Origin of the sequence: Flavobacterium sp. DG2-3 (assembly GCF_030730925.1) — a bacterium.
In the GTDB taxonomy this organism is placed as follows: domain Bacteria; phylum Bacteroidota; class Bacteroidia; order Flavobacteriales; family Flavobacteriaceae; genus Flavobacterium.
This window is the reverse complement of record NZ_JAVAMB010000001.1, coordinates 16194-29364: the sequence shown is the minus strand read 5'-3', so window position 1 is coordinate 29364 and position 13171 is coordinate 16194. Positions and strand designations below refer to the sequence as shown.

12 protein-coding genes are annotated in these 13171 nt (G+C 33.8%); all 12 read left to right on the top strand.

Translation table 11 applies throughout. The annotated features are described in order from the left end of the window. The first annotated feature begins 74 nt into the window (after positions 1–74). The 12 genes from Q9Q97_RS00115 (at position 75) to Q9Q97_RS00060 (ending at position 13156) form a co-directional block, all read left to right on the top strand. Positions 75–1472 carry a DUF1800 domain-containing protein gene (locus Q9Q97_RS00115; protein ID WP_306153199.1) on the top strand — a complete coding sequence of 466 codons (1398 nt, stop codon included), beginning with the start codon at positions 75–77 and terminating at the stop codon, positions 1470–1472. A gap of 12 nt (positions 1473–1484) precedes the next feature. Next, the gene (locus Q9Q97_RS00110) at positions 1485–2648 is read left to right on the top strand and encodes a DUF1501 domain-containing protein (RefSeq protein WP_306153197.1); all 1164 of its coding nucleotides are present in this window, start codon (positions 1485–1487) and stop codon (positions 2646–2648) included. 190 nt (positions 2649–2838) lie between these two features. Further along, positions 2839–3045, top strand: a complete 207-nt coding sequence (locus Q9Q97_RS00105; protein ID WP_306153195.1) for an addiction module protein — start codon at positions 2839–2841, stop codon at positions 3043–3045. Continuing rightward, entirely contained in the window at positions 3045–3347 is a 303-nt protein-coding gene (locus Q9Q97_RS00100; RefSeq protein ID WP_306153193.1) for a type II toxin-antitoxin system RelE/ParE family toxin, read from the top strand. The genes Q9Q97_RS00105 and Q9Q97_RS00100 overlap by 1 nt, the downstream gene beginning before the upstream one ends. 426 nt (positions 3348–3773) lie before the next feature. Next, a complete protein-coding gene (locus Q9Q97_RS00095) occupies positions 3774–4601 on the top strand; it encodes a prephenate dehydratase (protein ID WP_306153191.1) in 828 nt (275 codons plus the stop codon). Positions 4602–4689: 88 nt separating this feature from the next. Beyond that, positions 4690–5835: a pyridoxal phosphate-dependent aminotransferase gene (locus Q9Q97_RS00090; protein WP_306153189.1), complete on the top strand. Its 1146-nt coding sequence runs from the start codon at positions 4690–4692 to the stop codon at positions 5833–5835. 71 nt (positions 5836–5906) lie between these two features. Further along, positions 5907–7016 carry a hypothetical protein gene (locus tag Q9Q97_RS00085; protein WP_306153187.1) on the top strand — a complete coding sequence of 370 codons (1110 nt, stop codon included), beginning with the start codon at positions 5907–5909 and terminating at the stop codon, positions 7014–7016. 117 nt (positions 7017–7133) lie between these two features. Then, positions 7134–7994, top strand: a complete 861-nt coding sequence (locus Q9Q97_RS00080) for a prephenate dehydrogenase (protein ID WP_306153185.1) — start codon at positions 7134–7136, stop codon at positions 7992–7994. A gap of 12 nt (positions 7995–8006) precedes the next feature. Next, a complete protein-coding gene (locus Q9Q97_RS00075) occupies positions 8007–9089 on the top strand; it encodes a bifunctional 3-deoxy-7-phosphoheptulonate synthase/chorismate mutase type II (RefSeq protein ID WP_125717723.1) in 1083 nt (360 codons plus the stop codon). 562 nt (positions 9090–9651) lie between these two features. After that, positions 9652–10629, top strand: coding sequence for a ribosome small subunit-dependent GTPase A (gene rsgA / locus Q9Q97_RS00070; RefSeq protein ID WP_306153184.1), 978 nt, complete (start codon positions 9652–9654; stop codon positions 10627–10629). A 102-nt stretch (positions 10630–10731) separates the two neighbouring features. Further along, on the top strand, positions 10732–11184 hold the full coding sequence (gene dtd / locus Q9Q97_RS00065; RefSeq protein WP_306153182.1) for a D-aminoacyl-tRNA deacylase: 453 nt from the start codon (positions 10732–10734) through the stop codon (positions 11182–11184). 64 nt (positions 11185–11248) lie between these two features. Beyond that, a complete protein-coding gene (locus tag Q9Q97_RS00060; protein WP_306153180.1) occupies positions 11249–13156 on the top strand; it encodes a DUF3857 domain-containing protein in 1908 nt (635 codons plus the stop codon). The last annotated feature ends 15 nt before the right edge of the window (positions 13157–13171 follow it).

Genomic DNA, 13171 nt, shown 5'->3' with positions numbered 1-13171 from the left:
CCTCAGAGACTTAGTCCCTTAAAAAATTAAACCTTTTAAAGAGAATCGAGTCTTATAGTAATAATTTCCAAATTATGAAAAAGAGCAGTCTTTGGTCCTTACGCTTGGGTTTCTCCGGAAAAGAAGCCGAAAAGATAGAAAAACTCGGATTAGAAAAATTTCTAAAGCATTCTTATGACTCAAAATTCGACAAAGAGCTTCCTGCTTTTTTGCAAGACGATCCTAAAACTTTGGCAGAATTAAAAGAACTTCGCGAGTCGATCAAAAATGCCGATTCAGAATTCAAAAAGAAAACTTTAAAGAAAGAAGTCTACTCTAATCTTGAACTCAAGAAATGGTGGATTCAAAAAATGCGAACTGATGAATTTCCGCTTCGGGAAAATATGGTCTGCTTTTGGCACAATCACTTCGTGTCGACTTCGCAGAAAGTAAAAGTCAATTACTGGATTTATCAGCATAATATGATTTTAAGAGAAAATGCCTTTGGCAATTTTAAAGAACTGACCAAACGGATTCTGAAATCAAACGCGATGGTGAGATATCTCGATAATGGCGATAATAAAAAAGGAAAAGTCAACGAGAATTTGAGCCGCGAATTATTGGAATTATTCACGATCGGAATTGGAAATTATTCGGAAGAAGATATTAAAAACGGCGCAAAAGCTTTGGCAGGTTTAAATGTTGGGGATGATGGCGCGGTTTATAGAAAAAATATCGAAGACAATAGCGATAAAACCTATTTTGGAAAAACTGGAAATTGGAAAGCTGATGATTTAGTCGATATCATTTTCGAACAGAAAAATATTCCGTATCTCATTACCCGAAAAATTTTAAAATGGTTTGTTTATGATAATCCGCCAGAAAAATTGGTAACTTATTATGGCGATTATCTCCGAAAAGCAAAGTTTGAAATTGAGCCTTTGCTAACCAAGATTTTTACCGAAGAATATGCGAAAGAAAACGCCGGAAGTAAAATTAAAAATCCGCTGGTTTATATTTTGCAATTGACAAATGAATTGCAAATGGAAGATTTTGACAACGGAATGGTGCAATATTTCTTGAAACAACAAGGAATGGATTTGTACAATCAAACCAATGTGAAGGGCTGGGACGGAGGAAATTCCTGGCTGACTTCGCAGATTTATTTACAGCGAAACAATACTTCAGATCTACTTTGTAAAGGCCGAACTATTAGAGGGAAATTTCTAAATAAAATGAATTCGGAAGCTGAAAAGCCTGTTGTAGAAATCAATAAAGTGAAAGTAAAAGTGCAGTTTGAAGATAGCGGAAGCAACAAAACCATTATTTCTGAATTATCAGATCGATTGCTTTTTAAAACAAACGAATCGATTCAAAAAGATATGGAAAACCTTTTGAAATATGACTTCGACCCAAAAGAGCCCAATGCAGATGCAGCCGTAATTCGGTTATTCAATTACATTACCAAACTGCCCGAATATCAATTAATTTAAAAGTTTGAAATCATGAACAGAAGAACTTTTTTAACGTTAACAGGAACTTTTACTGGTGGAATGCTTGTGCTTCCAGATTTTCTGCACGCCTTTGGAACACAGCAAAATGTAATTGTGGGCGAGCAATGCGTTGTTTTTGTACAATTGAACGGAGGTAACGACGGACTGAATACTTTTATTCCTTACGACGATCCGTTGTATTATGATTTGCGAACAAAAATTGCTTTAAATAAAGATTTGGTAGTTGGTAAAAACCGCGGAATGGCATTTCATCCGTCTTTAAAAGATTTTGCCCAAATGCAGCAAAACGGAGATTTAACTGTGATTCAAAATGTGGGTTATCCAGAACCTGTTCGTTCGCATTTTAGAAGTCAGGAAATTTGGCAGACGGCTGTAGATTCTAATAAGTATGTAAACGAAGGCTGGTTGGGGCGTTATTTGGATTTGCAATGCAACGGACATCAGCCAACGGCGGGCGTAAATCTAGATTCGATTGATAATCTGGCTTTGAAAGGAATTGAACCGAATTCGATTACGGTAAAAGATCCGAATCGTTTTAAAGTGAAAGGTGGTATGGAAGATTCAAAATTATCTGATAATCCACAATTGGATTTTGTTCGAAAAATCGCCAATTCGGTTACCGAAGGTTCAGATGAAATTCAGAAGGCATTGTTGAAGTCAAAATCAGAAAATAGTTATACCAAAACCGAACTTTCTAAAAATCTAGAATGGATTGCGCGTTTGATAAAAGGAAATTTAAACTCAAAAGTATATTATACGTCTTTAAACGGATTTGATACGCACGACAATCAGTTGGCCATTCACGAAAGAAAATTGACAGATTTAAATGATTCAATATTTAGTTTCTACAAAGATTTAAAACACGCCAATCTTCTACAAAATGTTACAATAGTAGTTTTTTCAGAATTCGGACGCCGCGTAAAAGACAACGGAAACGGCACCGATCATGGAACTGCCGCGCCAATGTTCATTATTGGCGGAAATAATAAAGGAACTATTTTAGGCAAAAATCCAAACTTAGCAGACTTAGATAACGGCGATTTAAAATACGAAACCGATTTTAGGAGTGTATATGCTTCTTTATTAAAAGAAAAACTCGATTTTGATTACACGAAGATTGGGATTAAGAATAAAACGGTTTCTGGATTGTTTTAAAGTGTTTTTTTCGCCACGAATTCACGAATTTTTTTTGAAAATCTAGTCGTTTAATTTGTGCAATTTGTATAAATAGCCACAAAGATTTGCGCTAATTCGTGAATTCGTGGCGAAAAAAACTAATCCTAGATCATGATTATTTTTCGTTATTAAATTTGCGTAAATTTGTAATCAATAAATTTTATTAATCATGGAAATTAAAAACTTGTCTCAATACAGTAATGCTGAAAAAATAATTCTGGCCGAACAATTGTGGGATAGTGTGTCTAAAGAAGAATTGAGCATTTCCAGTGAAGTTGAAAAAGAACTTGATATTCGACTAAAAAATTTAGAAGAAGGTAAAACCGAATTATATTCATGGGATGAGATAAAAGCTCATTTAAAATCTATTAGGTAGTGACTAATATTCGTTTTACAAAAGAAGCTTTGTTCGATATCGAGGACATTGTGCTGTGGTACGAAGAGAAAAGAATCGGATTATCGTATGATTTTGAGTTGTGTCTCGAGGCTGGATTAGATACTCTTGTACGAAATCCAGATGCATTTCAAAAAAGATATAAAACAGTAAAAGTTCGTTTCATTTCAAGATTTCCATATGGAATACATTATAAATTTGAAAAGAACGAAATAATAGTGATAGGTGTTTTTCATACTTCCCGTTCACCTAAAAATTGGTCAAAGAGATTAGGTTTAAAATAAACATGAATCTTTTTTAATCTGTTTGAAATTAGAGAAATTGATTATAAAATCACAAAGATTTGCGCTAATTCGTGAATTCGTGGCGAAAAAAATCTCAGAACCTTAGCAACTTACCATCTCAGTACCTTCAAAAAAAAGCCGTTTTTTTTACATTATCATACAAATCATCCTAAATTTGTTAAGAAATTCCTTTTTGTTTCACAAAATGCAATCTTTTTTTTGGTGCACTAAAAATAATTTATACATTCGCAGAGAATTTAAACAATAAGACAAACAAAATGGCAAGTAACCGTTTTTATTTTAGCAACAATTTTTATTTCTTCTTTAGTAGAAGTCAGGATTGTGCTATGGTTATTTGAGATAAATTTTAAGACAAATAAAACTAATATACAATCCTGATGCAAATCAGGATTTTTTTTTGACTATATGACAACGAAAATTGCAATACAAGGTATTAAAGGATCATTTCATCATCAGGTTGTGAAAGAGTATTTCTCTGAAAATGTGGATATTGATGAATGTTTGTCTTTTGAAGAATTGATCGACAGCCTTATTGCCGGAAAATCTGATCAGGCTGTAATGGCGATTGAAAACTCTATTGCAGGTCCAATTATTCCGAATTATGCTTTGATTGACAAGAATAATTTGCACATTATTGGAGAGCATTATTTAAATATTCAGCAGAATTTAATGGCTTTAAAAGGTCAGAAAATTGAAGATATTAGAGAAGTTCATTCGCATCCAATGGCACTTTTACAGTGTATGGATTTCTTGAAACAATATCCAAATATCAAATTGGTTGAGGATAAAGATACAGCAGAAACGGCGAGAAGAATTCAGGAAAAAAAATTAACTGGAATTGCAGCAATTGCAAGCCAAACGGCAGCTGAAATGTATGATCTTGATATTATTGCGCCAGCGATTCAAACGATTAAAAATAATATGACTCGTTTTGTAATCATCAAAAAGCAAAATTCATTTTTGCCAGAAAGCGAAATCAACAGAGCTTCTGTAAAATTTGAATTGGATCATAAAAGGGGAAGCTTAGCAGCAGTTTTGAATGTAATGAGCGACTGCAAATTGAATTTGACAAAAATTCAATCGCTTCCAAAAATCGAAACGCCTTGGAAATATTCGTTTTTCGTAGACGTAACATTCGAGAAATACGAAGATTATGCAAAAGCAAAAGCCTTATTAACGATAATGGCAGAATATTTTAAAGTGTTGGGAGAATATAGAAACACAAGGCCATAAAAAAGGAAATTCCAAAATTTAAAAATTCCAAATTCCAATTGTTTGGGATTAAAAAATAAAAAACTCTAAAAGAGAATAAATAAGAATCATGATAACAACAGCAAAACGATTAGACACAGTTGAAGAATACTACTTCTCATCAAAATTAAGAGAAGTGAGACAGCTGATGTCTGAAGGAAAACCGATCATCAATATGGGAATTGGAAGCCCAGATTTGAGTCCGTCGAAAGCAGTAATTGAAGCAGTAGCTTCAGCAATTCAGGACGAGAATGGGCATGGTTATCAAAGCTATCAGGGTTTGCCAGAAATGAGACAGGCGATGGCGGATTTCTATAAAGATCAGTTTGGTGTTGAAGTGAATCCGAATAATGAGATTTTACCATTAATGGGTTCGAAAGAAGGAATTATGCACATTTCGCTGGCTTTTTTAAATGAAGGCGATCACGTTTTAATTCCGAATCCAGGTTATCCGACTTATACTTCGGTAACCAATTTGGTAGGAGCGGTTCCAGTTTATTATGATTTGAAAGAAGCAAATCAATGGGAACCAGATTTTGAAGCTTTAGAAAAATTAGATCTTTCGAAAGTAAAATTAATGTGGCTGGGTTATCCGCACATGCCAACAGGAGCGAGAGGAAGTTTAGCGTTATTTGAAAAATTGGTTGCTTTTGCTAAAAAACACAATATATTATTGATCAACGACAATCCGTATAGTTTTGTTTTGAATGATAATCCGATGAGTTTATTGCAGGTTGAAGGTGCGAAAGATGTAGCTTTAGAATTAAATTCATTAAGTAAAACATTCAACATGGCAGGCTGGAGAGTCGGAATGGTTTTAGGAAATCCTGAAATTATTGATGCGGTTCTAAAAGTAAAAAGCAACATGGACAGCGGAATGTATTACGGAATTCAAAAAGGTGCAATCGCGGCATTGAAATGTGATAAATCTTGGTTTGAAGATAACAACAAAATTTACAGACGAAGAAGAGAATTAACCGAAAAGCTGGCAGAAAAGTTAAACTGCAAAGTATATAAAGAAGGAGTTGGATTGTTCGTATGGGCAAAACTTCCTGGAGGAATCGAATCATCAGAAAAGTTCATTGACGAAATATTATATGAGAAACATATTTTCATCACACCGGGAACCATTTTCGGAAGCAACGGTGAAGGATATATTAGATTCTCATTGTGTGTAAAAGAAGAAAAAGTACAGGAAGCGATTGATCGATTTTAGAGTTTCATGTTAAGATAAACGGATAATGACCAGTTAATATTTTAAAACAAAAACAAACAAAAACAAACAAAATGAAAAAACTTCAATTATTTTACTTATTTGTATCAATTTTATTTATCGCATGCGAGGGTGATGAAGGGCCCGTTGGAGAACAAGGCTCAAAAGGAATTAACACTTTAGTAAATATGTCTGTTATAAACCCAGGAGTGGATTGTGAAAATGGTGGAATAAAAGTTGAAACTGGATTGGATAGTAATTTTAACGGGGTACTAGATAGTAGTGAAGTTCAAAATACAAAATATGTGTGTAATGGAGTAGATGGAAAAAATACTCTTACAGCAGTTGTAAAAGAACCTGCGGGAGCTAGTTGTGAAAATGGTGGGATAAAAATAAATTCTGGTTTAGATTTAAATAGAAACGGTATTTTAGAAGAAAGCGAAATAACTTCTACAGCTTATGTTTGTAATGGAGTAGATGGTAATTCTAGCTTAACAAGAACTACCAATGAAAATTCTGGTGGTAATTGTGGAAATGGCGGTTTAAAAGTAGAGTACGGATTAGATGTGAACAATGATGGAGTGTTAAATGACAATGAAGTAAAATATACAACTTATGTGTGTAATGGTCTAAATGGTAATTTAAGTCTTGTAAATATTACTGATGAGACTACAGGTGGAGTTTGTGGGAATGGTGGAATAAAAATAGAATCGGGTATTGACTTAAACAATAATAAAATATTAGATAATTCTGAAATTCAGACAACGAAGTATGTTTGTAATGAAAAAGAGGGGATTATAAGTGAAGAAATTCGTATTCAAGCAAATTATATTCAAGCTTATTCAAATAGTTCAACGATTCCTAGGTTTATTGAAGGTATTGAATTTGACATTACAAAATATAAGAATGTAGATTCAATAATTTTTGAATCTAATCCCAATGTTACATTTTCGAGTAATTATGCATTGCTTGAACTTTATAATTTTACTGATAATGTAGTAATACCAAATTCTCTAATTAGAACAAACAATGATTTTACTAATGTGATTTACTTGCAGACAAATAATATTATTAATGGTTTTCCTCAAAAAAAGATTAGAATAGGATTAAAATTGAGATCAGAAATTGATGGGCAGGCCGCACAAAGTGGGATTGGTTATATTATTTTAAAAACGAAGAAATAATTTTTAGTCTGTTTTGAATCAGTTTATAGTGTGATATGTTGATGTAGTTTAAGCTGATTTTATGTTTTTAAAATCGATAAATTTCTAATTGTGAAATAGTTCACAATAAAAATAAATATGAAAGTATACGTAATAGGAATAGGGTTAATAGGCGGCTCAATGGTGTTAGACATCAAAGGGCGTTATCCTGATGCGACTATTTTAGGAATCGATAGCAACGAACAGCATTTGCAGGAAGCAATTGAATTAGGCGTTATTGACGAAGCGGGAAGCTTTGAAGATTTGCAAAAAGCAGATTTTGTAATCGTATCAGTTCCAGTAGATGTAGCGTTGACGGTTTTGCCTAAGGTTTTGGATGCAGTTGGGGATAAAACGATTGTTTTTGAAGTAGGATCGACTAAAAAACCAATTTGTGAAGCAGTAGCCAATCATCCGAAAAGAAGAAATTTTATTGCTACACATCCGATAGCGGGAACAGAGTTTTCTGGACCATCAGCAGCAATAAGAGGTTTGTTTCAAGGAAAAACAAATATTATTTGTGAAGTCGAAAAGACGGCTTTTAAATTACAAGAGAAAGCATTAAATCTTTTTACTTCAATCGGAATGAGAATCCGATATATGGATCCGACTTCGCACGATAGACACATTGCTTACGTTTCGCATTTGTCGCACATTAGTTCGTTTATGCTCGGAAAAACGGTGATGAATAAGGAGAAAGACGAACAGGATATTTTTGACATGGCGGGCAGTGGATTTGAAAGTACGGTGCGTCTCGCAAAAAGTTCGCCGGCGATGTGGACGCCGATTTTCAAACAAAACAAAGAGCACGTTCTCGAAACATTAGAAGAATATATTTCAAATCTCAGTCGGTTTAGAGATTTGCTGAAAGACGAAAATTACAATGCCATTTTTGAAGAAATGGAAAGCACAAATAAAATAAAAGAAATACTAAACGGATTAACAACAACTAAAAAGTAAATTAAAATTAAGATGGAAAATAAGAAAGAAATGAGAAAGTGGTTAGAAGATTTCAATTTAAATCACCCACTTGTGATAGCTGGACCTTGTAGTGCAGAAACGGAAGATCAAGTTTTGAAAATTGCTCACGAATTGAAAGATTCTAAAGTAAGCGTTTTCAGAGCTGGAATCTGGAAACCAAGAACGCGTCCAGGAGGATTTGAAGGTGTTGGTGAAATCGGATTAAAATGGTTACAAAAAGCTAAAGCTGAAACTGGTTTATTAATGGGAACTGAAGTTGCAACTGCAGCTCACTGTAAATTAGCTTTAGAACACGATATCGACGTATTATGGGTTGGTGCTCGTACAACAGCAAACCCTTTCGCAGTTCAAGAAATTGCTGATACTTTGAAAGGAACGGATAAAATTGTTTTGGTGAAAAACCCTGTAAATCCAGATTTAGCTTTATGGTTAGGTGGTGTTGAACGTTTACACATGGCAGGTATCGAGAAATTAGGTGTTATCCACAGAGGTTTCTCTACTTACGAAAAAACAAAATACAGAAACATTCCAGAATGGCAGATTGCTATCGAATTACAAAATAAATTCCCTGATTTACCATTAATCATCGATCCATCTCACATTACTGGAGATCGTAAAATGATTTTCGAAGTAACTCAAGAGGCTTTAGATTTGAATTATGACGGTATGATCATCGAAACACACTTCGATCCAGACAACGCTTGGTCAGATGCTGCACAGCAAGTTACTCCAGATTCTTTGAAACAAATCATCAAAGATTTGACTATCAGAAAAACGGATGATACTACAGATGAGTACAGCCAAAAAATGACAAAACTAAGAGCTAACATCGACGTTCTAGATGCTAACTTATTAGAATTGTTAGGAAAACGTATGAAAGTAGCTGACGAAATCGGTCAGGTGAAAAAAGATGCTAACGTTGCCATTCTTCAAAACAACCGTTGGAACGAAATCTTAGGAAAAATGATTTTAGAAGGTGAGAAAAAAGGTCTTACTGAAGAGTTTGTTTTGAGAATGTTCAAAGCAATTCACCAAGAAAGTATCGGTCACCAAGAGAAAATTTTCAACGCATAATTTTTTCTAAAACCATATAAGTGATATAAGATAATTTTAGATTTTAAAAATCTTGATTTAAAGTTTTCTTATAGCATTCATTAAAAGTAGATTGTTTTTTAAGAATCCTCAACACTTTGAAAAAAGAGTTGGGGATTTTTTTTGGGTTTAAACCATATAAGATATATAAGTTTGAAAAGGTTTTTCTTCGCTAGATAACCATAGCCCACGGTTTTAACCGTGGGTACGCAATGTATGTTTGCAATGGTTGATGCAATATACAATCTTTGCACAATGCGTAATTCCAATCTTTGTCCCCACGGTTGAAACCGTGGGCTATGTTTGTGCATATTGTGTTTCAATCTTTGAGAAACATTTTCTTATATGATTTTTTTTTTCGTTTTCAACTCTAATATTTTCTTATATGACTTATATGGTTTAAAAGTTTTTTATCTCGGAGGAGTCTTTTTGTGTTCTGTTTTTCGAGATGAAAACTGTGAGTTATGTTTAAAATTATTCATTTATCTTTGCAGAGATTTAGAGGAATCTAAAATCTAAAATCAGAAATCAACAATTGAATTGAATGACAGGAACCGTTTATAAATCTACAGGAAGCTGGTATACCGTAAAATCTGAAAATGGAGATTTTGTGGAATGCCGTATGAAAGGGAAATTCAGAATTAAAGGAATCAAAAGTACCAACCCCATTGCTGTAGGCGATATAGTCGATTATGAATTGGATGAAACTTCAGATGCTGTTACGGGAACTATTCATAACATTCACGAAAGAAAAAATTATATTGTTCGTAAATCGGTTAACTTGTCTAAACAGATTCATATTATTGCTTCCAATATTGACCAGGTTTTTTTACTGATTACAATTGATAATCCGCCGACAACGACTAGTTTTATTGACCGTTTTTTGGTTACTGCCGAAGCTTACGGAATCGAAGCAATTCTTGTTTTTAATAAAATCGATACTTTAACAGAACAGACTTTAGACGATCAGTTGTATTTACAGCACATCTATTCTGAAATTGGTTATAAATGTCTTCGCATTTCTTCGACAGAAAATAAAGGAGTTGACAAACTAAAAGAAATGATGATTGGCAAAGTAAGCATGTTTTCTGGACATTCAGGAGTGGGGAAATCAACTTTGGTTAATGCTTTAGAACCAAGTCTTCATTTAAAAACTTCCGTAATTTCAGAGCAGAGCAAACAAGGACAGCACACAACTACTTTTGCCGAAATGTACGATTTGTCTTTTGATGCTCGAATTATCGATACACCAGGAATCAAAGGTTTTGGAATTGTAGATATGGAGCCTTCAGAAATTAGCGGTTATTTTCCAGAATTCTTCCGATTAAAAGATCAATGTAAGTTTAACAACTGTTTACACAAAGAAGAACCACATTGTGCCATAAAAGCGGCTTTAGAAAGAGACGAAATTGCTTGGTCGCGCTACAATAGTTACCTGAAAATCCTCGAAGGTGACGAAGAGCATTATCGTACCGATACTTACGGCGAAGACCGTGCGGCAAGTGATGAAACCCGAAAATAAATTTAAAATTCCAATTTTTTAAATCCCAAATTCCAAACTATCGATGCAATGTATTGCGTCTAACAAGTAATTTATAATTCATAATTTGCAATTTATAATTTCATGAAAGTAGTCATCCAAAGAGTTTCTCAAGCTTCAGTAACTGTAGATCAAAAAATAACAGCCGAAATTCAAAAAGGGTTATTAGTTTTAGTCGGAATCGAAGATGCCGATACACAGGAAGATATGGACTGGCTGGCTGGTAAAATTGTGAAAATGAGAATTTTTGGAGACGAAAATGATGTGATGAACTGCTCGGTTCAGGATATTGACGGCGATATTATTGTGGTAAGCCAATTTACACTTCATGCTTCAACGAAAAAAGGAAATCGTCCTTCTTATATAAAAGCTTCAAAACCAGATTTTGCAATTCCGACCTACGAAAAATTTGTTCAAGCAGTAGAAAAAGAGTTGGGAAAGAAAGTTCAAACGGGAATTTTTGGTGCCGATATGAAAGTCAGTCTACTAAACGACGGACCAGTTACAATTGTAATGGACAGCAAAAACAGGGAATAAAATATTATTAAACATTTGTTAAGGATTTCTGAAAAAAATATATATTTGACGAAAATCCCTATTAATGAAAAACCTTTTTCTTGCGTTATTTTTATTCTTAATTAACCTCACTGCGTTTGCTCAAAAGAGCACTTATCCTATATTTTCTATTCCCGATAGTTTAACACAAAATGCTAATGCTGTCCTTCGTTTGGACCAAATGGATATTGTGATTGCTTCGCAAAGAAGCATGACTATAAAAACGCAAAGAATCGTTTCTGTTTTTAATGAAAAAGGGTTAAGAGATATCGATGCCTATAGCCATTATGATAAAACTACTTCAGTCAAAACTATTGAAGCTGTGGTTTATGATGCATTAGGAAATGAGATAAAAAAAATTAAAAGAAAAGACTTTAGAGATCAGAGTGCCGTAAGCGGAAGCACTCTTTTTTCAGATAACAGAATACTTTACTTAGACTATACGCCAATTTCGTATCCTTTTACAATTGCTTTTACTTCTGAAGTCGAAACTTCAAATACTGCCTTTATACCAAAATGGTATTTTATTGGAGGCTATAATTTAAGTGTAGAAAAATGTATTTTGAATGTTACTTATCCAAAAGGATTAGGTTTTAAAAAGAAAGAGTTCCAATTTGATCTTTTTGATATAAAAAAAACAGCTGATACAGATACCAATTTAAGTTATCTAGCAACGAATATTCCTGCTCAAAAACAAGAAGATCTTAGTCCTTCTCCTTCAGATCTTTTTCCAAAAGTCATGATGGGATTAGAAAATTTCCACTTAGAAGGAGTAGATGGAAATGCAACTACTTGGGAGGCATTCGGAAAATGGTATAGCGATAAAATCTTAACCGGAACTACGGTCTTGCCAGAAGAAACAAAAGCCAAAATCAAAGCTTTGGTTGGAGATGAAAAAGATCCGATTAAGAAGGCAAAAATCATTTACGATTATGTGCAGAAAAAATCTCGATATGTCAATATTGCCGTTGGCATCGGTGGCTGGAAACCTATGCTGGCCAACGATGTGGATCGATTAGGATACGGAGATTGCAAGGCTTTATCCAATTATACCAAAGCGCTTTTGCAGGCTGTAGATGTTCCTTCTTATAACACTATTTTATATGGCGATCGTTATAAAGAAGATATTCAATCTGATTTTGTTTCGATGCAGGGAAATCACATGATTCTTGCGATTCCGAATAAAGATAATTATGTGTGGCTAGAATGTACAAGTCAGGATGATCCGTTTGGCTATCAGGGTACATTTACAGATGATCGTGATGTTTTGGTTGTGAAACCTGATGGTGGAGAAATTGTACGAACTAAAATCTATGATGACAAAGGAAATATACAGGAAGGTAAAGGAGTGTACACAATCGATCAAGCTGGAAATTTTTCTGGAGTTTTAAAGATAGCTTCTCAAGGAAGTGTTTATGCATCTAAATCTCAAGTAGAAACGATGCAGCCAAATGAGAAAGAGGAACATTATAAAAATTACTGGGATAATATTAATAACCTGAAATTGGGTAAAATTACTTTTACTAACGATAAAGAAAATATTCGTTTTACCGAAGATGTCCAGTTAAGCGCTACAAATTATGGAGCACTTTCGGGCAACAAAATGATTTTTGTAGTTGATGCTTTTAATCAATATACGGGAAGTGTGAAACGAATTAGAAATCGCAAAAATCCATTTCAAATTCAGAGGGGTTATTTGGATACCGATGAAATTGAGATTAATCTTCCAGAAGGTTTTAGTATCGAATTTCTGCCTTCAAATTATGAATTAAAAGGAAAGTTTGGAGAATATAAAACTGAAATCATTAAAAAAGACAATAACAAACTAACTTATAAAAGATCGATGTTCTTAAACAAAGGAAAATATTCAAACAAAGAATACGATGAATACCGCTTGTTTATGGAGCAAGTTTCTAGAAACGATAACGCCAAAATAATATTGACAAAGAACTAACCCATTATAACCTAA